Genomic DNA, 20,707 nt, shown 5'->3' with positions numbered 1-20,707 from the left:
CACGAAAAGTCAAATTATACGACGGAGTATTTCATGCGCGCTGTGATCTTCGACTTGGATGGCACGCTGATCGATTCAGCCCCCGACATCGCCGCCTCGGTCAACCGCGTGCTGGCGGCGGACGGGCTGGCTCCGCATAGCCTGGAGGCCATAAGGGGGATGATCGGCGACGGCGCCAGGCAGCTGCTGGAACGGGCCTTCGCCGCGCATGGGGTACGGGCGGAGCCGCGGCATCTGGCAGCCTTCCTGGCTGATTACAACGCCAACCCGGTGGTGGAAACGGTCGCCTATGCAGGCATTCCGCCAGTGCTGGCGGGGCTGCGCGAGGCGGGCCATTCGCTCGGCGTGTGCACCAACAAGCCGATCGGCCCGGCACAGAAAATCCTGGATGAGCTGGGTTTGGCGCCGTTCTTCGGCGCCGTGGTTGGCGGTGATTCCACTCCGTACAAAAAGCCCGACCCGCGTCATCTGGCCGCCACCCTGGCCGAGCTGGAGGTTGGCGAGGCGGTGATGATCGGCGATCATGCCAACGACATCCTGGCCGCCACCGGGCTCGGGCTGCCGGGGATTTTCGTCAGTTGGGGGTATGGCGAGGCCGAGTCCAGCTTTACCGCTCACACGCCCGGGGAGTTGCCGGAACTCATCGCCAGGCTGGGTGGCTGAGCGCCGGGAATCGGGGTTGACGAGACGCTCCACATGCCCCATTTGCCAAACAGGACCAAACAGGTCCGCTTAACGGAGCGCCGATGCTGAAACTCTCACGCCTGACCGATTACGCCGTGGCGGCCCTGGTGCGGCTGAGCGCGGCGGAAGGGGTGGAAACCTCTCCCGGCATTGCCGCGGCCATCGGCGTGCCAGAGCCCACTGTGGCCAAGGTGCTCAAGGCGCTGGCGGGGCAGGGGCTGGTCATTTCCACCCGTGGCGCGCGCGGGGGCTACCGGCTCGGCCGGCCGCTCTCCGGCATCGCCGTCGCCGAGGTCATCTGCGCCATCGACGGCCCCATCGCGCTCACCTCCTGCGTGGAGGGGGCGACCAGCACATGCGAGAGCCAGTCACTTTGCCCCGTGGCGGGCCGCTGGGACCCGGTGAACGAGGCGATCCGCAAGGCGCTGACCGATATTACCCTGGCTGACATGGCCGCCGCGGCGCTGCCGCCCGGTTTGCGCCTGCCCCAGCCGATGAACGAGGTTGCGTAAAATGTCCGCTAACATGCAGGCGATTGCCGAGCAGAAATACAAATACGGCTTCACCACCGATATCGAGATGGAGGAATTCCCGCGCGGGCTGAATGAGGACATCATTCGCCTGATTTCGGCCAAGAAGGATGAGCCGGAATGGATGCTGGAATGGCGGCTGAAGGCTTACGCCGCCTGGAAGCAGATGGAGGAACCGGATTGGGCGCGCATCTCGCACCCGCCGATCAATTATCAGGACCTCTACTATTACGCCGCACCGGCCAAGGCGCAGCCGAAATCACTGGACGAGGTGGACCCCGAGCTTCTGAAAACCTACGAGAAGCTGGGCATCCCGCTGAACGAGCGCGCGGCGCTGGCCGGCGTGGCGGTGGATGCGGTGTTCGACTCCGTCTCCGTGGCGACAACCTTCCGCGAGACACTCTCGAAAGCGGGGGTGATCTTCTGCCCGATCTCCGAGGCCGTGCGCGAGCACCCCGATCTGGTGCGCAAATATCTCGGCTCGGTGGTGCCGGTGCGGGATAATTACTTCGCCGCGCTGAACTCCGCCGTGTTCTCCGATGGCAGCTTCGTCTACATCCCCAAGGGGGTGCGCTGCCCGATGGAACTGTCCACCTATTTCCGCATCAACGCCCGCAATACCGGGCAGTTCGAGCGCACGCTGATCATCGCCGACGAAGCCGCCAGCGTCTCCTACCTGGAAGGTTGCACCGCGCCGATGCGCGACGAGAACCAGTTGCATGCCGCCGTGGTCGAGCTGGTGGCGATGGACGAGGCGAAGATTAAGTACAGCACGGTGCAGAACTGGTACCCCGGCGATGCCCAAGGCAAAGGCGGGATCTATAATTTCGTCACCAAGCGTGGTGCCTGCCGGGGCAGGAATTCGAAAATCTCCTGGACACAGGTGGAAACAGGCTCGGCGATCACCTGGAAATATCCGAGCTGCATCCTGCAGGGCGATGGCTCGGTGGGCGAATTCTACTCCGTGGCCGTGACCAATAATTTCCAGCAGGCCGATACCGGTACCAAGATGATCCATCTGGGCAAGAACACTACCAGCACGATCGTCTCCAAAGGTATTTCCGCTGGCCATTCCAACAACACCTATCGCGGCCTGGTGCGCATTTCCGCTGCCGCCTCGGGTGCGCGCAACCACACGCAATGCGACTCCCTGCTGATCGGCGACCAGTGCGGCGCGCATACCGTGCCCTATATCGAGAGCCGCAACAGCTCGGCAAAAGTGGAACATGAAGCCACCACCTCGAAGATTGCCGAGGATCAGCTGTTCTACTGCCGCTCCCGCGGCCTCAGCCAGGAAGATGCGGTGGGGCTGATCGTGAATGGTTTCTGCAAGGATGTTCTGAAGGAACTCCCCATGGAATTCGCCGTCGAGGCGCAAAAACTACTGTCTGTTTCTCTGGAAGGCTCTGTCGGCTGATGTTGGAAATCAAGAATCTTCATGCGCGCATTGGCGATAAGGAAATCCTGCGCGGTGTGAACCTGACCGTGCCGGAGGGCGAGATCCACGCTATCATGGGCCCGAACGGGGCGGGCAAGTCCACGCTCTCCTACGTGCTCTCGGGGCGCGAGGGTTACGACGTTACCGAGGGCGAGGTCATCTATAACGGCCAGAACATCCTGGAACTGCCGCCGGAAGACCGCGCGGCAGCTGGCATCTTCCTGGCCTTCCAGTACCCTGTGGAACTGCCCGGCGTGGGCAACGCCAATTTCCTGCGCACAGCGTTGAACGCCATCCGCCGCAAGCGCGGCGAGGAGGAACTGGACGCGGTCGCCTTCCTCAAGCTCGCCCGTGCGGCGGTGAAGTCGCTGCACATGAAAGAGGACTTCCTCAAGCGCAACGTGAACGTCGGCTTCTCCGGCGGCGAGAAGAAGCGCAACGAGATGCTGCAGATGGCGCTGTTGCAGCCTGGCCTTGCCATTCTCGACGAAACCGATTCCGGCCTGGACATCGACGCGCTGAAGATCGTGGCGGATGGCGTGAATGCCCTGCGCAGCCCGAACTTCTCCGCCCTGGTCATCACCCATTACCAGCGCCTGCTCGACCATATCGTGCCGGATGTGGTGCATGTGCTCTCCGCCGGGCGCATCGTGCGCTCCGGGCCGAAGGAGCTGGCGCTGGAGCTTGAGGCGCATGGCTATGCTGGGCTGGAAGCGGCGTAAGCCATGACCGCGCTGCCCACCAAAAAACTGGAAGCCTGGCGCTATACCGATCTGCGTCCGCTCTCCAGCATCGAATTTTCCGCCCCGCCGCCCGCTTCCGTTCCGGCGTTGCCGGAACTGGCACTGCCGCGGCTGGTGTTCCTCAACGGCGTCCTGGCGGCGGAGCTGTCCTCGCCGTTGGCGTTTTCGCAAAGCTTCACGGCTGTTGCGGAAGAGTCGGCACAGCCGATGGCCCGTATCAATGCCGAGCAGGCGCATGACGGTGCGACTCTGCACATCCCCGCAGGCACGGATGCCGGCACTGTGCTGCTCATCTCCCACGCCTCGGGTGCTGAGCCCTTTGCCTTTCACCTGCGCCACCGCATCACGCTGGGCGAGGGCGCGAAGCTCACGCTGATCGAAATCGCCAAGGGCGATGGCGTGTACTGGCATAATCCAGTTACCGATATCACGTTGGCGCATGGCGCGGCGTTGACGCATATCAGGCTACAGGATGAAAGCCGCGAGGCATTTAACCTTGCCACCATCCGTGCGCATATGGCGGAGGCTGCGTCCTACGAGCATTTCACCGCCACCATAGGTGCGAAACTCTCCCGCACGGAAATCCACGCCACGCTCGCCGGGACCGGCGCGCGGGCGCATCTCAACGCCGCGCAGCTGCTCAAAGACACCCAGCACGGCGATTTCACCTCGGTGGTGGCGCACAAGGCGCCGTCCTGCGCTTCGCGCCAGACGGTGAAGTCCGTGCTGGCCGACACGGCTCGCGGCGTGTTCCAGGGGCGCATCGAGGTGGACCGCGTGGCGCAGAAGACCGACGGCTTCCAGCTGAGCCAGGCGCTGCTGCTTTCTCCTGGCGCCGAGATGGACATCAAGCCCGAGCTGGAGATTTTCGCCGACGACGTGAAGTGCAGCCACAGCGCCACCATCGGCGCGCTGGATGAGGACCAGGTGTTCTACCTGCGCTCGCGCGGCATCCCTGAGGCACAGGCACGGTCGATGCTGATCCGCGCCTTCCTGGAAGAAGCGCTGGAGCCGGTGGCGCAGCCGGACGCGAAAGCCCTGCTGGAAACCGCGATCGACGACTGGTGGGTGAAGCAATGAGCACCACGCTGCAAAAATTCGACGTCGCCGCGATCCGCGAGGATTTCCCGATCCTCAAGCAGCAGGTGCACGGCAAGAAGCTGGTGTTTCTGGACTCCGCCGCCTCCGCGCAAAAGCCCCGCGCCGTGATCGACGCCATGACGTTTGTGATGGAATCGCAATACGCCAACGTGCATCGCGGCCTGCACTACATGTCGGAAAAAACATCCGACGCGTATGAAGCCGTGCGTGACAAGGTGGCGGGTTTCATCAACGCCGCCTCGCGGGACGAGATCGTGTTTACGCGCAACGCCACGGAGTCCATCAACCTCGTGGTCTATACCTATGGCCGCGCCACGCTGAAGCCGGGCGATGCCGTCGCCGTGTCGCAGATGGAGCACCACGCTAATCTCGTACCCTGGCAGATGCTGCGCGACGCGCACGGCACGGAACTGCGGTTCGTCAAGATTACCGATGCCGGCGAGATCGATTTCGACTCGCTGGAGCAGGTCTTCGCCGACGGCAAGGTGAAGCTGCTGGCCATCACCCAGATGTCCAACGTACTCGGCTCCTACACGCCGGTTGAGCGTCTGGCGAAGTTCGCGCATGAGCGCGGCGCCAAGATCCTCATCGACGGTTGCCAGGCCATCGTGCACCGGCAGATCGACGTGCAGGCCATCGACGCCGATTTCTACGTCTTCTCCGGCCACAAGCTGTATGGCCCGACCGGCATCGGTGTGCTCTACGCCAAGCGGGAATTGCTGGAGGCGATGCCGCCTTTCATGGGCGGGGGCGAGATGATCGCCAACGTGAGTTATGAAAAATCGAGCTGGGCCAAGCCGCCTTACCGGTTCGAGGCTGGCACGCCCGCGATCATCGAGACGATCGGGTTGGGTGCCGCCGTCGACTATGTGCAGGGCATCGGCTTCGATGCCATCGCCGCGCATGAGCGTGCGCTGACCGAGCATGCGCTGGCGACGCTGAGCAATATCGAGGGCGTGAGCATCATCGGGCAGGCGCAGGATCGCGGTGGCGTCATCTCCTTTACCATGCACGACGCGCATGCGCATGACATCGCCACGCTGCTCGACCGCCAGGGCATCGCCGTTCGCGCCGGGAACCATTGCGCCCAGCCGTTGATGGGCCGCATGGGCGTGACCGGCACGGCGCGCGCCTCGTTTGGCATGTACACGACGCACGAGGAAATTGACGCGCTCGCCGCGGGGCTGCATCGCATCAAGCGGATTTTCGAATGAGCCATCCGTACCAGGCGCTCATCGTGGAGCGCCACAAACATCCGCTGCACGCCGGCAAGCCCGCGCGGTTCGACGCGCAAGGGCAGGGCGCCAACCCGATCTGCGGCGACAAGGTGCGCGTGTACCTCAGCCGCGCGGGCATGGATGTGCATTACGAAGCCGAAGGCTGCGCCATCGTGAACGCCAGCGCTGACCTCATGGCCGATGCCGTGGCCGGCAAGACCCTGGCGCAGATCGAGCAAATCAGCCGGGATTTCGAGACGCTCGTCACCACCGGGCGCGAGAACCCTGCGCTGGGCGAGCTGAACGCGCTTGCCGGCATCGCTGAATTCTCTTCCCGCATACGTTGCGCCACGCTGCCCTGGAGCGCGCTGACCGAGGCCCTGCACCATGTCTGACGTTGAAAAAATGGTTCCCGTGACCGCCTGGACGCCTGATGGTGAAACCAGCCCGAATGTTTCGGAAGATGCCGTGATCGGCGCCATCGCCACCGTGTACGATCCGGAAATCCCGGTGAACATCTACGAGCTTGGCCTGATCTACGCCATCGAGATCAGCGACAATAACGATGTGAAGATCGAGATGACGCTGACGGCACCTGGCTGTCCATCAGCGCAGGAACTGCCGGAGATGGTGCGCAACGCGGTTGCCTGCATCGATGGCGTCGGCGAAGTTACGGTCGATACGGTCTGGGACCCGCCATGGGACCAGAGCCGCATGAGCGAAGAGGCCCGCCTCTCGCTGAACATGTTCTGAGGTAGATGCAATGAGCACCACGATCACGCCCGCGACACCGAAACGCGAACTCCCGCCGCTGATGCAGCTCACCGATGCCGCCGCGGGGCGTCTGCGCAAGCTATACGAGGGCGCGGAAGCCGGTAAGCTGCTGCGCATTTCAGTGAACACGCGCGGCTGTTCCGGCATGTCCTACGAGATGAACTGGGTTGAAGCCCCCGGCCCGCAGGACGAGACGGTGACCAGCCAAGGCCTCACCGTACTGGTGGACCGCAAGGCCACGCTATTCCTGATCGGCACCATGATGGACTACAGGGAAGACAAGCTCACCCGCGGCTTCACCTTCGAAAACCCGAACGAAAAGGGCCGCTGCGGCTGCGGCGAGAGCTTTCACGTTTAGAGTTCCTTTCAAAAACCCGTTAGGCCGAGGCGAATGGTGCCGTATTACGAGCACCGGAGCGGAGCGTACGTTGGAGTACGTGAGCACCGAGCGCAGAAATGCGGCGCCAGGCGGCCGGCATAGTAGGGTTTTGAAGGGAACTCCTAGTCGGAAAGCTCCACCGTCACCGGCACATGGTCGGAGGGCTGCGGCTTGGCCCGCTCGTCCTTGTGGATGGTGACGGAAACCAGCCGTTCCGCCAGCCGAGGCGAGAGCAGCGCGTGGTCGATGCGCAGGCCGGAATTCCGGTCCCACGCGCCCGCCTGATAGTCCCAGAAGGTGTAGAGCGTTTCACGCGGGTGTAGGGCGCGCACCGCCTCGGTCAACCCGGTATAGACCAGCGCGTTAAAGGCGGCGCGGGTCTCCGGGCGAATCAGCGCATCGCCCGGGGCCAGGGCGCGCGGCGCGAAATCGGCATCGGTGGGGCATACGTTGTAATCCCCGGCCAGGATGAAATCCGCATCTGCCTCGATCAGCGCCTCGGCGTGCTTGCGCAAATTGTCCATCCATTCCAGCTTGTAGGCATAGCCCGGCTCGCCGCCGGAATTGCCATTCGGCAGATACAGCCCGCCGATCCGCATTCCCTGCGCCTCCACCTCCACGTAGCGCGAATGCGCATCCGCCTCGGTCATGCCTGGCAGCTTGCGTAAGGTGACCTCCACCGGCGTGCGGTGCAGAATGGCGACGCCGTTATAGGATTTCTGCCCGACCACCACGGCATCGTAGCCGAGATTCTTGAAGGTGAGGCCGGGGAACTGATGCTCCTCGCACTTGATCTCCTGCAGCAGCAGATAGTCCGGCTGCTCGCGCGCGAGGAAATCCGCCACATGCGCCTCGCGCATGCGCACGGAGTTCACGTTCCACGTGGTTATGCGCGGCATTGTCCCATCCCCGTCATTGCGAGGCCGCGTCGCGGCCGAAGCAATCCATTTTCATTCCCGGTACCGCGCGCAAGATGGATTGCTTTGCTGCGTTCGCAATGACGTTCACTCAACGGAGAACGATGTCCCGCAGCCGCAGGAGGCGGTGGCGTTGGGGTTCTGCACCAGGAAATGCGCGCCCATCAGGCTGTCTTTGAAGTCCAACTCCGCTCCGGCGAGGAAATCGAGGCTCACCGGGTCCACCAGCACTCTCGCGCCACCCTGCTCGATGACGAGGTCATCCGGATTCTGCGTCTGCGTGAGGTCGAATTTATACTGCAGGCCGGAACAGCCGCCGGCCAGCACCTCCACCCGCAGCGCCTGCGCGCCGGGCTCGCTGGCCAGGATTTCCGCCACGCGGGCAGCGGCATTGGAAGAGATGGTAAAGCTCATGCCGTCTATATAGTCCGCCAGGGCCTTGGAGGTAAGGGTGCGCTGCGTTAAGGCAGAGCCATGACAAAAGCCCCCTATGCGGTGCAGGCGCGGGATTCGCGCGGCCGCCAGCACGCCCAGCCGGATTCGGACGATCGCAGCCCCTACCAGCGCGACCGCGACCGCGTGGTGCACTGCTCGGCCTTCCGCAAGCTGCAGTACAAGACGCAGGTGTTCGTCACGCGTGAGGGGGATTTCTACCGCACCCGGCTTACTCACAGCCTGGAGGTGGCGCAGATCGCCCGCTCCATCGCCCGCTCTCTGGGGCTGGACGAGGACCTCACCGAATGTCTGGCCCTGGCGCATGACCTCGGCCACCCGCCCTTCGGCCATGCCGGCGAGCGCGGGCTGAACGAGGCACTGAAGGAGTTCGGCGGCTTCGACCATAACGACCAGAGCTTCCGGGTCGTCACCCTGCTGGAGCAGCGTTATGCGGCCTTCGACGGCCTGAACCTCTCCTGGGAGACGCTGGAGGGCCTGGCCAAGCATAACGGGCCGCTGAAGAACCCGCCGCCGACCATCGCCTCGTTCAACGGGGTGATGCCGCTCGACCTTTCGCGCCAGACCTCGGCCGAGGCGCAAGTTGCCGCCTTCTCTGACGACATCGCCTACAACACCCACGACCTCGACGACGGGCTGCGCGCCGGGCTGTTCGAGTTCGAGGACATTCTGGACCTGCCGGTGATCGGCGATCTGGTGCGCCGCGCCCAGTCCCTTACCACGGCGAAGAACCGCGTCCGCCACGAGTTGAGCCGGGCGGTCATCAATACCCTGGTCCACGATGCGCTGGAGGAGAGCCGGCGCCGCCTCGCCGAGCTTAACCCGCAAAGCACCGAGGACATCCGCAACGCGCCCGGCCCCGTGATCGGCTTCTCCGCCGAGATCCGCGCCGCCAATGTGGCACTGAAGCGGTTCCTGTTCGCCCGCATGTACCGGCACTGGCGCGTCAACCGGCAGACGCACAAGGCCGAGCATGTGGCCAAGACGCTTACCACCCTGCTGTTGCAGCAGCCCGGCCTGCTGCCCGATGACTGGCGCGACCGCGCCGGCAAGGGCGGCACCCAGCAAGCCGCCGAGGTGGTGCGCGATTACGTGGCGGGCATGACCGACCGCTACGCCCTCGATGAATTTTCCCGGTTGACCGACCCCGCCGTCCCTGCCTGAAAGCATGTCCATGAGCGAAGAGAATCTATACGCCGCCCTGCGCGGCATTGTGCTGCGCGCGCTTGCCGCCCTTGCCCCCGGCCTGTCCGAGGATGTCCTGGCTCGCGTCGAGGTCACCCCGACCAAGGACCCCGCGCATGGGGACATGGCCAGCAACGCCGCCATGATCGCGGCCAAGCCCGCCGGCAAGAATCCGCGCGAGCTGGCTGCCGCGCTGGTTGAGCGCCTGGCGGCGCAGCCGGGCATCGCCAAGGCCGAGGCCGCCGGACCGGGCTTCGTCAACCTTTCCCTGGCCCCGGAACTCCTTCTGGCGCAGTTGCCCATCATCCTTGCCGCCAGCGAAGCCTATGGGCAGGGGGCTGCACGGGAACAGAAAATCAACGTGGAGTATGTCTCCGCCAACCCCACCGGGCCGCTGCATGTCGGCCATTGCCGCGGCGCCGTGGTGGGCGACGCGCTGTCCAACCTGCTGGCCAAGGCGGGGTATGACGTCACCAAGGAATATTACATCAACGATGCCGGGGCGCAGGTCATCGCGCTCGCCCGCTCGGTCTATGTCCGCTACCTGGAGGCGCTGAAGCTCTCGCCGGAAGCTTATATCGAGACCGTGCAGGGCGGCATGCAGTATGGCGGGGCCTATCTCATCCCCATCGGCGAGGCGCTGGCGGCGCAATATGGCGACCAGTTCGCCGAGACGCCGGAGGCCAACTGGCTCGACACCTTCCGCGACTTCGCCGTGGCCCGGATGATGGAGCTGATCCGCGATGACCTCGCGGCCCTCGGCGTGGTGCATGATGTATTCTCTTCCGAGCGCGCACTGGTGGAAAACGGCGGCGTGGCGCGCGGCCTGCAACGGTTGAGCGACCAGGGGCTGATCTATCGCGGCATTCTGGAGCCGCCCAAGGGCAAGACGCCGGATGACTGGGAGCCGCGCGAGCAGGAGCTCTTCCGCGCCAGCCAATTTGGCGATGACGTGGACCGCCCGATCGCCAAGTCGGACGGCTCCTTTACCTATTTCGCCAATGACATCGCCTACCATGCCGACAAGATGACGCGCGGCTTTAACGCCATGATCGACGTCTGGGGTGCAGACCATGGCGGCTATGTGAAGCGCATGCAGGCGGCGGTGAAGGCGCTCTCCGGCAGCACACCCGCGCGGCTGGACGTGGTGCTGTGCCAGATCGTGCGCGTGATGAAGGATGGCGAGCCGGTACGCATGAGCAAGCGCGCGGGCACCTTCGTCGAGCTGCGCGACCTCATCGACGAGGTCGGGCCGGATGCGGTGCGCTTCCTCATGCTGATGCGCAAATCCGACGCGCAGATGGATTTCGACCTCAACGCCGCCGTGGCGCAGACGCGCGATAACCCGGTGTTCTACGTGCAGTACGCGCATGCGCGCTGCCGCTCGGTGCTGCGCGCCGCTCCGGCGGTGGACGCGCAGGCAGACCTCTCCAGCCTCACCGCGCCGGAGGAGATGGCGATGATCCGCCGGCTCATCACCTGGCCGCGCCTCGTCGAGCAGGCAGCCGAGTCGCGCGAGCCGCATCGCGTGGCGTTCTTCCTGTACGAGCTGGCGGGCGATTTCCACGCCCTGTGGAATGCCGGGCGCGATAACGCCGCTCTGCGATTCCTGCAGGAAGACAAACCCGCCGAGACGGCCGCGCGCGTCGCGCTTGTCGCCGCCACCGCGATCGTGCTTCGCTCGGGCCTCGCCGTGCTTGGCGTGAAGCCGGTCGAGGAGATGAGATAGGCTTGCAGGACCCGGACGACGATTTTCTCTACCAGCCGCATCGGGCGAGGGGCGAGCGCCTCGACCCCGCCCTGCGCCGCATGGTCTTTGCGGCGGGCGGCGTGTCCATGCTCGTCATCGTTGTTGCGCTGGGCTGGAGCGGGTTCCGCACCGGCGGGTTCGGCCCGCCGCCGGTCGTTAACCCGCCCGACACGCCGCTGCGCATCGCCCCCGCCAGCCCGGGCGGGCTGGTGGTGCCAGGGGCGAATGTGCCGATCATGTCTGGCGATACCGGCAGTGGCGCCACACCTCAGCTTGCTCCCGCCGGGCAGGCCCCCGACGTGGCGGAACTGGACCAGGCTGCGGGGTTGAACCAGCCGCCCCCCGCGCCCCCAGCCGCCGCGCCCGCGGCTACCCCCCAGCCTGCTGCCGCCCAATCCGCTCCGGCGCCTGCCGCCGCTGCCCCCGCGCCCCAGGCCAGCGCGGCGGCCCCCGGCGCACCAACTGACGTGCAGCTTGCCGCAACGCAGGATGAGCCCAGCGCGGCTTCCACCTGGGCCAGCCTGCAGAAGAAATACCCTGACCTTTTGGGGGATAAGAAACCCGTGATCATCCCCGCAGTGGTGAATGGCCAGAGCGTCTGGCGTCTGCGCGTCTCCGGCTTCCCGAGCACCGACGCGGCGAAATCTTTCTGCGCCCAGCTCACCGCGAAGGGCGCGCAATGCGCGGTGGCGGCGTTTTGAAGCCCGCGATCCTCGGCATTTCCGGTCCGGTGCTGACGCCGGATGAGCGCGCCCTGTTTCTGGAACACCGCCCGCGCGGCGTCATTCTGTTCAGCCGCAATATCGAAAATCAAACACAACTCACTGAACTTAATGATAATTTGCGCGACGCCTTGCCAGAAGGCGCGGTGCTGATGGTGGATCAGGAGGGCGGGCGCGTCGCCCGGCTCAAGCCGCCGCATTGGCCCGCGCTGCCGCCTGCGGGCAGCCTGCGCACGCCGGAAGAGGCCTTCGCCCATGGCCGCGCCCTCGGCGCCATGGTGCGTGAGGCTGGCTTCACCATGACCGCCGCCCCGGTGCTGGATCTGCGCGTTCCCGGTGCGTCAGATGTCGTTGGCGACCGCGCCATCACCGGCGATGCCGCCACCGTCGCGGCTTTGGGCGGCGAGATCGCCCGTGGAATCATGGCGGAAGGCGTCACCCCGGTGATGAAACACATCCCCGGCCATGGCCGCGCCCTGGTGGACAGCCACGTCTCGCTGCCGCGCGTGCCAGAGCTGCACGAGGATGATCTGCTGCCGTTCATCCGCAACAAGGCGCTGCCCTGGGCGATGACAGCGCATGTGGTTTACGAAGCCATCGACCCGCACCACCCGGCCACGCTCTCGAAAACCGTTATCAGCGAGATTATCAGGGGTAAAATCGGCTTCACCGGCACGCTGGTCTCCGACGATCTGGCCATGGGCGCGCTGTCCGGTGGCACACCGGCCGAGCGGGCAGTGGCGGCGCTCGCGGCGGGGTGTGATATCGCGCTCTATTGCCCCGGCGACATGGCGGGCAACCGCGCGGTGCTGGAGGCGCTGGCATGAACGGGCTGCTGCTCTTCCTGCTGGCTCTGGCCCCGGCCATCATCCTGCACGAGCTGGCGCATGGCTATGTCGCGCATCTGCTGGGCGACGAGACCGCCAAGAACGCAGGGCGGCTCACCCTCAACCCGCTGAAGCATGTGGACCCGTTCGGCTCCGTCGCCCTGCCGCTGCTGCTCGCCTTTGCGCAGATCGCCACCATCGGCCATGTCGAGTTTCTCTACGGCTGGGCCAAGCCGGTGCCCATTAATCCATTGAATCTAAACATCAATGGCCGCTACGACCCGCGCCGCCTGATGGGGGTGGTGGGCATCGCAGGCCCGGCGATGAACTTCGCCCTGGCGCTGGCCGCCGGGTTTGCCCTGCATAGCGGCGTGGCGCTGGAATACCTGGCCTATTTCATCGAGATCAATCTCGTGCTCGGACTGTTCAACCTCATCCCCCTGCCGCCCTTGGATGGCGGGCGCGTCGCTGTCGCTGTGCTGCCGCTGCCTTTGGCTATCCGGTTGGCGCAGACCGAGCGCCTGGGCATCCTCCTGGTGCTGCTGGTGCTTTTCGTGCTGCCCACGGTTTTAGGGCAGTTCGGCATCGCCTTCGACCCCTTCCAGGCGGCCATGGACAAAATCCTGCCCTGGGCGGAACATCTGGTCCTGGTTCTCACGGGAAATGACGGTGGAAGCTGAAGCGCTGGTGCTGCATCTGGAGGGGTACGACGGTCCGCTGGACCTGCTCCTCGAGCTCGCCCGCACGCAGAAGGTGGACCTCGCCAAAATCTCCATCCTGCAACTGGTCGAGCAGTTCCTCGCCGTCATCGAGGGCGCGCGCCGCGTCCGCCTGGAACTCGCCGCCGACTGGCTGGTGATGGCCGCCTGGCTGACCTGGCTGAAATCCCGCCTGCTGGTGCCCCAGCTCGGCGAGCCCGAGGATGCCGAGCTGGCCGCCGAGACCCTGGCCGCCCGCCTCATCGACCTGCAGGCCATGCGCCAAGCCGCCGCCTGGCTGGGGCAGAAGCCGCAGCTCGGGTGGGACGTGTTCACCTGTGGCATGCCGGAGGATTTCACCGAGACCGACCGCTCCAAGCTGAAGGTGGAGATGGCCGGGCTGCTTTCGGCCTATCTCGCCGCCCGCCGCCGCGCCGGGGCCAAGCTGCGCTACAAGCCCAGGCCCATGGTCTATCTCTCGGTGCGCGAGGCGCTTGAGCGCATCGGCCGGTTACTGGGCTCCGTGCCGGACTGGGCCTCGCTGGAGCAATTCCTGCCCGAGGGCCTGGAGGACGGGCTGCCCAAGCGCGTCGCCATCGCTTCCACCTTGATCGCTGGGCTGGAAATGGCCAAAGATGGACGCTTGAATTTGCGGCAGGACCAGCGATTCGGCCCGATTCTGATGCGTAACCGGACGGAGATCGAGGCAGGCGATGAGTGACGACATAACCCAGGCCCTGCGTTTGGCGGAAGCTGTGGTTTTCGCTGCCACGCAGCCGGTCACGCCGCGCGTGCTGGTCAACCTCCTGCCCGAGAATTCCGACGTGGACGCGGTGATGGGCGCGCTCACCACCGCCTATGCCGAGCGTGGAGTGAACTTGGTGCAGGTGGGCGGCGGCTGGCAGTTCCGCACCGCGCCGGATGTTGCCCCGCATCTGCGCAAGGTGGTTGAGCTTCCGCGCCGCCTGCCGCGCGTCGCCATGGAGACGCTGGCCATCATCGCCTACCACCAGCCGGTCACGCGCACGGAAATCGAGGAAATCCGCGGCGCCGCGCTGTCGCAGAACACGCTGGACCTGCTGCTGGAGAACGGGCTGATCACGCCCAAGGGCCGCAAGGAGACGCCGGGCCGCCCCACGCTCTGGGGCACCACCCCGGCCTTCCTGGCGCAATTCGGCCTGAACGATCTGCGCGACCTGCCCAAGCGCGAGGAATTGCTGATCGACCCCGCCGGCCCGGCGCTTGCGCCGCCGCCCGCTTCGGTCTTCCAGCCGGAGGATCAGGCCGCCGCCGAGCCCGAGGAAGCCCCCGAAACGGAAGACGAGGCGCCATGACGTTGCGCATCACCCGGGAGACGCTGCTGAACGGCGCCGTGCGGGAGATGCAACGGCATTATGCGGCCTCGCACCCCGACATGCACTGGCGGACCGAGGCGGAAATGGCCCGGCTGCTGCAGGAGGCTCTGACCGCGCTCGGCCCGGAAGAGGACCTCTGGGTCTTCGGCTATGGCTCGCTCATCTGGAACCCGGCTTTCGATTATGTGGAGAAGCGCTGCGCCCTGCTGCACGGCTGGCACCGGCGCTTCTGCTTGAAGATGTATATGGGCCGCGGCACGCCGGAGCGTCCGGGCCTGATGCTGGCGCTGGACCGGGGCGGTGCCTGCCGGGGCGTGGCCTTCCGCATCGAGGCGGCAAAAGTGCCGCAGGAGCTGGGGCTGCTCTGGCAGCGCGAGATGTATGGTGGCTCCTATAATGCCCGCTGGGTCACGCTGGAGGCGGGCGGGGAGCGCTTCAAGGCGCTGACCTTCGTCATCAACCACGCGCATCCGCGCTACACGCGCGAGCTCACGCTGGAGCAGGCCGCCGCGATCATCGCCACCGCCCAGGGCGATCTGGGCAGCTGCCGCGAGTATCTGGAGAACACCATCACCCATCTGCGCCAGCTCGGCGTGCGCGATACCGGGTTGTCGCGCATCGCGGCGGCTTTGCCGAAACGCTAGAGCCTGCTAGCACACCGCCATGTTCGGATTGTCCTGGGGTGAGATAGCGTTGATCCTGGCTGTGGCGCTCATCGCCATCGGCCCGAAGGATTTGCCGATCGCCATCCGCACCGTCACCAGCTTCATCAAGAAGGCGAGGGGCATGGCCGCCGAGTTCCAGGGCCATGTCGACGAGATGATGCGCGAGGCCAATCTCTCGGACGTGAAAACCGAGATCGACAAGCTCCGCCGCTTCGATTTCAAAACCGCCGCGGAGCAGACGGTTGACCCAGACGGCTCCATGCGCGCCACGATGAAGCAGGCTGCCGAGGCTGCTGCCGCCTCGGCCTCGCCGGTTGCCGCCCAGGGCTACACACCGCCGTCCCCGGTGGTGGAGGAACTGCCCGACGCGCCGGATTTCATCCCGCCCGATGCCGCCCGCAAACCGCCCGTGCCGGGCTTCATCCCGCCTGGCACCAAGCGCTGGGGGTTCTGAGTCATGGCCGATACCAAGCCCGATGACGAGATCAACGACAAGGAAATGCCCCTGCTGGAGCACCTGGCGGAGTTGCGCCGCCGGTTGATCTGGTCGGCGCTGGCCTTTATCGTGGCCTTTGTCGTCTGCTACCATTTTGCGCCGAAAATCTACGAGTTCCTCGCCGCCCCGCTGGCGCATGCGCTGGAAGCCCGGGGCGAGAAGCCGGAGCTGATCTACACCGCGCTGTACGAGGCGTTCTTCACCTATGTGAAGGTTTCGGTCTTCGCCGCGGCGTTCATTTCCTTCCCTGTGATCGCGGCGCAGCTTTGGCTGTTCATCGCCCCCGGCCTGTACAAGCGCGAGAAACGGGCCCTGCTGCCGTTCCTCATTGTCACGCCCATCCTGTTCTTCGCTGGTGGGGCGCTGGCGTATTACGTATTTTTCCCCGTGGCGTGGAAATTCTTCCTCTCCTTCCAGGACATGGGCGGCGGCGGGATCGACATCTCGCTGATGGCCAAGGTGAGCGACTACCTGGATATCGTGATGAAGCTGATCTTCGCCTTCGGGCTGTCGTTCGAGCTGCCGGTGCTGCTCACGCTGCTCGGCAAGGTCGGCATCATCAACGCCGCCGCATTACGTAAATACCGGCGCTACGCCTATGTCGGCTGCTTTATCCTCGCCGCCATCATGGCGCCGCCGGACGTGCCGAGCCAGTGCCTGATGGCCGGGCTGCTGGTGTTTCTGTTCGAGATTTCCGTGTTTTCCGTAAAACTGGTCGAGCCCAAGGTGGACGCTGACAATGCATGACATAAAGACGATCCGCGAAGATGCCGCCGGGTTCGACGCAGGGCTGGCCCGGCGCGGCATCATGCCGATCTCGACGGAGTTGCTGGAATTGGACGAGCGGCGCCGCGCCGCCGTGGCGCAGCTGCAAGCCCTGCAGGCCGAGCGCAACGCCCTGGCCAAGCGCATCGGCGAGGCCAAGCGCAACAAAGCCGACACCTCCGCGCTGGAGGAAGAGGGCTCGGCCCTGCGCGAGCAGATGGAAGCGTTGAACGCCGAGGCGCCGCGCCTCGACAGCCTTCTGCGTGACATGCTCTCCAAAATCCCCAACCTGCTCGATCCCGCCGTGCCCGAGGGCAAGGACGAGAACGGCAACAAGGTGATCAAGCACTGGGGCAGCAAGCGCGAATTCAGCTTCCCGGTGAAGCAGCATTTCGAGCTGGGCGAGGCGCTGGGGCTGATGGATTTCGCCGGCGCCGCCAAGCTGGCGGGCTCGCGTTTCACCGTACTGCGTGGCGCGCTGGCGCGGCTGGAACGCGCGCTCGGGCAGTTCATGCTCGACGTGCATACCACCGAGCACGGCTATTCCGAGACCACGGTGCCGCTGCTGGTGAACGACGCCGCCATGTTCGGCACCGGCCAGTTGCCGAAATTCGCCGAAGACCTGTTCCAGACCACCGATGGCCGCTGGCTGATCCCCACCGCCGAGGTCTCGCTCACCAACCTCGCAGCCGGGGAGATTCTGCCCGCAGCCAAGCTGCCCATCCGCATCACCGCGCTTACCCCGTGCTTCCGCTCCGAGGCCGGTTCCGCCGGGCGCGACGTGCGCGGCATGCTGCGCCAGCACCAGTTCAACAAGGTGGAGTTGGTCAGCATCACCACGCCGGAGGAGTCCGAGGCCGAGCATGACCGCATGACCCGTGCGGCAGAGACCATACTGGAACGACTGGAGTTGCCGTACCGGCGCATGCTGCTCTGCGCTGGCGATACCGGCTTCTCCGCCGCCAAGACCTATGACCTTGAAGTCTGGGTGCCGGGGCAGCAGACGTATCGCGAGATTTCCTCCTGCTCGAATATGCGCGCCTTCCAGGCCCGGCGCATGAACGCCCGCTACCGCGCGGGCGAGGGCAAGCCGGATTTCGTGCACACGCTGAACGGTTCCGGCGTGGCGGTGGGCCGCGCGCTCATCGCGGTGCTGGAGAATTACCAGAACGAGGATGGTTCCATCACCATTCCCGGCGTGCTGCACCGCTACATGGGCGGGCAGGAGACGATCACAGCCGCGTAACGCGCGGCGGGAGTTACTCTTTGTCATCAACGGATAAACTGGGTGCTGGGACATCTCTTCCGGAAAAGGCTATAGGCGTGCCCGGTTTATGCGGAGGCAAAGAGCGTGGCGGAATCGGTCGGGCAGCGCAAACGGATCGGAAAACGCTGGGTTTTTGCGGCTGTACTGCTGTTGCTTGGGCTGTTCGTCTGGTGGCGGCATAGCGGCCCGGAGCAGCAGAAGCACGGGGCGGGCGGGCCGGCGGTCGGTGTAGCCAGGGCTGTCTCCGGCGCCATGCCGGTGGTGCTGGACGAACTTGGCACCGTCACCCCCATCACCACGGTTACCGTGCTGCCGCAGATCAGCGGCTATCTCACGCAGGTCGCCTTCACCGAGGGGCAGAGCGTCACGGCCGGGCAGTTTCTGGCGCAGATCGACCCGCGCCCCTACCAGATCCAGCTGGAGCAGTATGAGGCCGCCCTGGCCAAGGACAACGCTTCCCTCGCGCAGGCGCGCTCCGACTTGGCGCGCTACGAAAAACTGGCGTCGCAGGACAGTATTTCGGAGCAGCAGGTGACTGACCAGCAATTCCTAGTGAGGCAGGAAGAAGCCGCCGCCAAGACCGACCAGGCGAATATCGACAGCGCCAAGCTGAACCTCGTCTATTGCCACATCACCTCGCCAATCAGCGGGCGGGTCGGCCTGCGCCTCGTCGATATTGGCAACTACGTCACTTCAGGCAGTTCCACCGGCCTTGCCGTGATCACCAGCATCTCGCCCACCACCGTCATCTTCTCGGTGTCGCAGACCGATCTCGCACCCGTGCTCACCCGGCTGGGGCAGGGGGCGCAGCTCACCGCCACCGCCTATTCGAGTGACGACACCACCAAGCTGGAGGACGGCACGCTCTCCGCCGTGGACAGCCAGATCGACACCGCCACCGGCATGGTGAAGCTGCGCGCCGATTTCCCCAATAGCGACAATGCGCTGTTTCCCAACGAGTTTGTCAACGTGCACCTGCTGGTGAACACGCTGCAGAACGCCACGCTGGTGCCAACCCAGGCGGTGCAGAATGGCGCGCCCGGCGCTTATGTGTACGTGGTGCAGCCGGATGACACGGTGCATGTGCAGCCCGTCACCACCGGGCCTACGGACGGCACCAACACCGTCATTACCAAGGGTGTCTCCCCCGGCGATGTGGTGGTGACGGATGGGGTGGACCGCCTCTCCGACGGCATGGCGGTGCAGGTTGCAAATACTCCGGCCGTGGCCTCCGCGGGCGACCCGCCAGCGCAGCCTCACCATCACCACCGCCATCATAACGCCGCCGCCGCGCAGTGAATCCGTCCAAGCTTTTTATCCTCCGGCCGGTCGCGACATCGCTGCTGATGATCGCCTTCGTGCTGGTGGGGCTGGTGGCATTCCGCTACCTGCCCGTCTCGGCCTTGCCGGACGTGACCTACCCCACCATCCAGGTGCAGACCTTCTACCCCGGCGCCTCGCCGGAGGTGATGACATCCGCCGTCACCGCGCCGCTGGAACGCCAACTGGGCGAGATGACCGGGCTGAACCAGATGGCCTCGTCCAGCTCCGCCGGGGCTTCGGTTATCACCTTGCAGTTCGACCTGTCGTTGAGCCTGGACGTGGCCGAGCAGGAGGTGCAGGCGGCGATCAACGCGGCGGGCAATCTGCTGCCGTCCGACCTTCCGGCCCCGCCGGTCTACGCCAAGGTCAACCCCGCCGACGCGCCGGTGATGACGCTGGCCATCACCTCCAAGACGATGAACCTCACCGATGTCGAGAACATCGCCAATGCGCGACTCGCCTCGAAGCTTTCGGAAATCCCCGGCGTCGGCCTGGTCACGGTAAGCGGCGGCAACGTGCCCTCCATCCGGGTGGAGGTGAACCCGCAGGCGCTCGCCTCCTATGGGCTCTCCATCGATAATATCCGCACCGATATCGGCAATCTCAACGTCAATTCGCCGAAGGGCAGCTTCTCCGGCCTGAAACAGAGTTTCACCATCAACGCCAATGACCAGATCACCGATGCCAGCGAGTACGCGAAGCTGGTGATTGCCTACAAGAACGGCAATCCGGTCTATCTTGGCGATGTTGCGAAGATCATGTCCGCGCCGCAGGACACTGAGCTGGGCGCCTGGGCGAACCGCACGCCGGCCATTGTGCTCAACATCCAGCGCCAGCCGAATGCCAATGCCATCGCTCATCACGGCGATCTGCATGGAAGCCGGCAGCCCGGCGGTGAGCACAGGCAGCGCGCGCTTGATCGCATCCACGGTGGCGATGACATTGGCATTCGGCTGGCGCTGGATGTTGAGCATGGCGCTTCCGCATCCGGCACAATCAATCGAAACTGCACGCCAGTTGCTGAAATCGGCGGGGTATTCGTGGAATTCAGCCGGACAGCTGCGGGATTCAACCGGCCAGCTTGTCGAATTTTCGATCATCACCAGTTCGTCGAACGGCCAGCGCATGAAAATGGCGACGTTGCTGCAGGACGATTTGTCGCATTTAGGAATGCAGGTGCATGTGGTTCCACTGGAATTTCGCGCCATGATCGACCGCGTGTTTCAGAGCTTCGATTATGACGCTGCGATCATGGGGCTCGGCGGCGGCGACGCCGATCCCAATCCCGAGATGAACGTATGGACATTTAACGGCACGTCGCACTTGTGGCACATGGGCGAAACGCAGCCCGCAACGGGCTGGGAGCGCGAACTCGATCAACTGATGCAGCAACAAATGATCACCCTCGATTATGCGAA

General features: G+C 65.0%; 24 protein-coding genes and 1 pseudogene. 23 read left to right on the top strand and 2 right to left on the bottom strand.

Going from position 1 to position 20,707, the window contains the following annotated elements; translation table 11 throughout:
* The first annotated feature begins 33 nt into the window (after positions 1-33).
* From ACLPJJ_RS06580 to ACLPJJ_RS06540, 9 genes are all read left to right on the top strand, one after another.
* Complete coding sequence (locus tag ACLPJJ_RS06580) at positions 34-663, top strand: HAD family hydrolase (protein ID WP_443590148.1); 630 nt, start codon at positions 34-36, stop codon at positions 661-663.
* Between the two features lie 83 nt (positions 664-746).
* Positions 747-1,196, top strand: coding sequence for an RrF2 family transcriptional regulator (locus ACLPJJ_RS06575; RefSeq protein ID WP_443590147.1), 450 nt, complete (start codon positions 747-749; stop codon positions 1,194-1,196).
* Position 1,197: 1 nt separating this feature from the next.
* The gene (sufB, locus tag ACLPJJ_RS06570; protein WP_443590146.1) at positions 1,198-2,631 is read left to right on the top strand and encodes a Fe-S cluster assembly protein SufB; all 1,434 of its coding nucleotides are present in this window, start codon (positions 1,198-1,200) and stop codon (positions 2,629-2,631) included.
* A complete protein-coding gene (gene sufC / locus ACLPJJ_RS06565; protein ID WP_443590145.1) occupies positions 2,631-3,374 on the top strand; it encodes a Fe-S cluster assembly ATPase SufC in 744 nt (247 codons plus the stop codon). The genes sufB and sufC overlap by 1 nt, the downstream gene beginning before the upstream one ends.
* Positions 3,375-3,377: 3 nt before the next feature.
* Positions 3,378-4,475, top strand: coding sequence for a Fe-S cluster assembly protein SufD (gene sufD, locus ACLPJJ_RS06560; protein ID WP_443590144.1), 1,098 nt, complete (start codon positions 3,378-3,380; stop codon positions 4,473-4,475).
* The gene (locus ACLPJJ_RS06555) at positions 4,472-5,710 is read left to right on the top strand and encodes a cysteine desulfurase (RefSeq protein ID WP_443590143.1); all 1,239 of its coding nucleotides are present in this window, start codon (positions 4,472-4,474) and stop codon (positions 5,708-5,710) included. Before sufD ends, ACLPJJ_RS06555 begins: the two co-directional genes overlap by 4 nt.
* Entirely contained in the window at positions 5,707-6,108 is a 402-nt protein-coding gene (gene sufU, locus ACLPJJ_RS06550; protein ID WP_443590142.1) for a Fe-S cluster assembly sulfur transfer protein SufU, read from the top strand. Before ACLPJJ_RS06555 ends, sufU begins: the two co-directional genes overlap by 4 nt.
* The gene (locus ACLPJJ_RS06545) at positions 6,101-6,466 is read left to right on the top strand and encodes an SUF system Fe-S cluster assembly protein (protein WP_443590141.1); all 366 of its coding nucleotides are present in this window, start codon (positions 6,101-6,103) and stop codon (positions 6,464-6,466) included. Before sufU ends, ACLPJJ_RS06545 begins: the two co-directional genes overlap by 8 nt.
* A gap of 10 nt (positions 6,467-6,476) precedes the next feature.
* Complete coding sequence (locus ACLPJJ_RS06540) at positions 6,477-6,845, top strand: HesB/IscA family protein (RefSeq protein ID WP_443590140.1); 369 nt, start codon at positions 6,477-6,479, stop codon at positions 6,843-6,845.
* A gap of 143 nt (positions 6,846-6,988) precedes the next feature.
* On the opposite strand, the gene ACLPJJ_RS06535 is transcribed toward ACLPJJ_RS06540, so the two are convergent.
* The gene (locus ACLPJJ_RS06535; RefSeq protein ID WP_443590139.1) at positions 6,989-7,765 is read right to left on the bottom strand and encodes an exodeoxyribonuclease III; all 777 of its coding nucleotides are present in this window, start codon (positions 7,763-7,765) and stop codon (positions 6,989-6,991) included.
* 105 nt (positions 7,766-7,870) lie between these two features.
* Positions 7,871-8,197 carry an iron-sulfur cluster insertion protein ErpA gene (erpA, locus tag ACLPJJ_RS06530; RefSeq protein ID WP_443590138.1) on the bottom strand — a complete coding sequence of 109 codons (327 nt, stop codon included), beginning with the start codon at positions 8,195-8,197 and terminating at the stop codon, positions 7,871-7,873.
* A 60-nt stretch (positions 8,198-8,257) separates the two neighbouring features.
* Between erpA and ACLPJJ_RS06525 the strand changes: the two genes are divergently transcribed.
* The 14 genes and pseudogenes from ACLPJJ_RS06525 to ACLPJJ_RS06460 form a co-directional block, all read left to right on the top strand.
* Positions 8,258-9,400 (top strand): deoxyguanosinetriphosphate triphosphohydrolase, encoded by a 1,143-nt coding sequence (locus ACLPJJ_RS06525; RefSeq protein ID WP_443590137.1) that lies wholly within the window; start codon positions 8,258-8,260, stop codon positions 9,398-9,400.
* A 10-nt stretch (positions 9,401-9,410) separates the two neighbouring features.
* Positions 9,411-11,150: an arginine--tRNA ligase gene (gene argS, locus ACLPJJ_RS06520; protein WP_443590136.1), complete on the top strand. Its 1,740-nt coding sequence runs from the start codon at positions 9,411-9,413 to the stop codon at positions 11,148-11,150.
* 2 nt (positions 11,151-11,152) lie between these two features.
* Positions 11,153-11,872, top strand: a complete 720-nt coding sequence (locus ACLPJJ_RS06515; RefSeq protein ID WP_443590135.1) for an SPOR domain-containing protein — start codon at positions 11,153-11,155, stop codon at positions 11,870-11,872.
* Positions 11,869-12,720, top strand: a complete 852-nt coding sequence (gene nagZ / locus ACLPJJ_RS06510) for a beta-N-acetylhexosaminidase (RefSeq protein WP_443590134.1) — start codon at positions 11,869-11,871, stop codon at positions 12,718-12,720. The genes ACLPJJ_RS06515 and nagZ overlap by 4 nt, the downstream gene beginning before the upstream one ends.
* On the top strand, positions 12,717-13,400 hold the full coding sequence (locus ACLPJJ_RS06505; RefSeq protein WP_443590133.1) for a site-2 protease family protein: 684 nt from the start codon (positions 12,717-12,719) through the stop codon (positions 13,398-13,400). Before nagZ ends, ACLPJJ_RS06505 begins: the two co-directional genes overlap by 4 nt.
* The gene (locus tag ACLPJJ_RS06500; RefSeq protein ID WP_443590132.1) at positions 13,384-14,139 is read left to right on the top strand and encodes a segregation and condensation protein A; all 756 of its coding nucleotides are present in this window, start codon (positions 13,384-13,386) and stop codon (positions 14,137-14,139) included. Before ACLPJJ_RS06505 ends, ACLPJJ_RS06500 begins: the two co-directional genes overlap by 17 nt.
* Positions 14,132-14,752, top strand: a complete 621-nt coding sequence (gene scpB / locus ACLPJJ_RS06495) for an SMC-Scp complex subunit ScpB (RefSeq protein ID WP_443590131.1) — start codon at positions 14,132-14,134, stop codon at positions 14,750-14,752. The genes ACLPJJ_RS06500 and scpB overlap by 8 nt, the downstream gene beginning before the upstream one ends.
* Positions 14,749-15,417, top strand: coding sequence for a gamma-glutamylcyclotransferase (locus tag ACLPJJ_RS06490; protein ID WP_443590130.1), 669 nt, complete (start codon positions 14,749-14,751; stop codon positions 15,415-15,417). Before scpB ends, ACLPJJ_RS06490 begins: the two co-directional genes overlap by 4 nt.
* A gap of 19 nt (positions 15,418-15,436) precedes the next feature.
* Entirely contained in the window at positions 15,437-15,892 is a 456-nt protein-coding gene (gene tatB, locus ACLPJJ_RS06485) for a Sec-independent protein translocase protein TatB (protein WP_443590129.1), read from the top strand.
* 3 nt (positions 15,893-15,895) lie between these two features.
* The gene (gene tatC / locus ACLPJJ_RS06480) at positions 15,896-16,681 is read left to right on the top strand and encodes a twin-arginine translocase subunit TatC (protein ID WP_443590128.1); all 786 of its coding nucleotides are present in this window, start codon (positions 15,896-15,898) and stop codon (positions 16,679-16,681) included.
* Positions 16,674-17,945 (top strand): serine--tRNA ligase, encoded by a 1,272-nt coding sequence (gene serS / locus ACLPJJ_RS06475; RefSeq protein ID WP_443590127.1) that lies wholly within the window; start codon positions 16,674-16,676, stop codon positions 17,943-17,945. Before tatC ends, serS begins: the two co-directional genes overlap by 8 nt.
* A gap of 105 nt (positions 17,946-18,050) precedes the next feature.
* On the top strand, positions 18,051-19,265 hold the full coding sequence (locus ACLPJJ_RS06470) for an efflux RND transporter periplasmic adaptor subunit (RefSeq protein ID WP_443590126.1): 1,215 nt from the start codon (positions 18,051-18,053) through the stop codon (positions 19,263-19,265).
* A pseudogene (locus ACLPJJ_RS06465) lies at positions 19,262-20,146 on the top strand (efflux RND transporter permease subunit); the annotation flags it as partial. The gene ACLPJJ_RS06470 and the pseudogene ACLPJJ_RS06465, both read left to right, overlap by 4 nt.
* A partial coding sequence (locus tag ACLPJJ_RS06460; RefSeq protein ID WP_443590155.1) for an ABC transporter substrate-binding protein occupies positions 20,034-20,707 on the top strand: 674 nt, incomplete at its 3' end. The pseudogene ACLPJJ_RS06465 and the gene ACLPJJ_RS06460, both read left to right, overlap by 113 nt.

The sequence above is a fragment of the Acidocella sp. genome (assembly GCF_052326845.1).
Classification (GTDB): Bacteria; Pseudomonadota; Alphaproteobacteria; order Acetobacterales; family Acetobacteraceae; genus Acidocella.
This window is presented reverse-complemented; position numbering and strand designations above follow the sequence as displayed.

Excerpts from the sequence above, each read along its gene's own strand:
- scpB (WP_443590131.1), top strand. The coding sequence starts at position 14,132 with ATGAGTGACGACATAACCCAGGCCCTGCGTTTGGCGGAAGCTGTGGTT.
- sufU (WP_443590142.1), top strand. The coding sequence starts at position 5,707 with ATGAGCCATCCGTACCAGGCGCTCATCGTGGAGCGCCACAAACATCCG.
- sufD (WP_443590144.1), top strand. The coding sequence starts at position 3,378 with ATGACCGCGCTGCCCACCAAAAAACTGGAAGCCTGGCGCTATACCGAT.
- erpA (WP_443590138.1), bottom strand. The coding sequence starts at position 8,197 with ATGAGCTTTACCATCTCTTCCAATGCCGCTGCCCGCGTGGCGGAAATC.
- serS (WP_443590127.1), top strand. The coding sequence starts at position 16,674 with ATGCATGACATAAAGACGATCCGCGAAGATGCCGCCGGGTTCGACGCA.
- ACLPJJ_RS06500 (WP_443590132.1), top strand. The coding sequence starts at position 13,384 with ATGACGGTGGAAGCTGAAGCGCTGGTGCTGCATCTGGAGGGGTACGAC.
- tatB (WP_443590129.1), top strand. The coding sequence starts at position 15,437 with ATGTTCGGATTGTCCTGGGGTGAGATAGCGTTGATCCTGGCTGTGGCG.
- sufB (WP_443590146.1), top strand. The coding sequence starts at position 1,198 with ATGTCCGCTAACATGCAGGCGATTGCCGAGCAGAAATACAAATACGGC.
- ACLPJJ_RS06575 (WP_443590147.1), top strand. The coding sequence starts at position 747 with ATGCTGAAACTCTCACGCCTGACCGATTACGCCGTGGCGGCCCTGGTG.
- ACLPJJ_RS06555 (WP_443590143.1), top strand. The coding sequence starts at position 4,472 with ATGAGCACCACGCTGCAAAAATTCGACGTCGCCGCGATCCGCGAGGAT.
- ACLPJJ_RS06505 (WP_443590133.1), top strand. The coding sequence starts at position 12,717 with ATGAACGGGCTGCTGCTCTTCCTGCTGGCTCTGGCCCCGGCCATCATC.
- ACLPJJ_RS06540 (WP_443590140.1), top strand. The coding sequence starts at position 6,477 with ATGAGCACCACGATCACGCCCGCGACACCGAAACGCGAACTCCCGCCG.
- ACLPJJ_RS06545 (WP_443590141.1), top strand. The coding sequence starts at position 6,101 with ATGTCTGACGTTGAAAAAATGGTTCCCGTGACCGCCTGGACGCCTGAT.
- ACLPJJ_RS06525 (WP_443590137.1), top strand. The coding sequence starts at position 8,258 with ATGACAAAAGCCCCCTATGCGGTGCAGGCGCGGGATTCGCGCGGCCGC.
- argS (WP_443590136.1), top strand. The coding sequence starts at position 9,411 with ATGAGCGAAGAGAATCTATACGCCGCCCTGCGCGGCATTGTGCTGCGC.
- ACLPJJ_RS06535 (WP_443590139.1), bottom strand. The coding sequence starts at position 7,765 with ATGCCGCGCATAACCACGTGGAACGTGAACTCCGTGCGCATGCGCGAG.
- tatC (WP_443590128.1), top strand. The coding sequence starts at position 15,896 with ATGGCCGATACCAAGCCCGATGACGAGATCAACGACAAGGAAATGCCC.
- ACLPJJ_RS06490 (WP_443590130.1), top strand. The coding sequence starts at position 14,749 with ATGACGTTGCGCATCACCCGGGAGACGCTGCTGAACGGCGCCGTGCGG.
- sufC (WP_443590145.1), top strand. The coding sequence starts at position 2,631 with ATGTTGGAAATCAAGAATCTTCATGCGCGCATTGGCGATAAGGAAATC.
- ACLPJJ_RS06580 (WP_443590148.1), top strand. The coding sequence starts at position 34 with ATGCGCGCTGTGATCTTCGACTTGGATGGCACGCTGATCGATTCAGCC.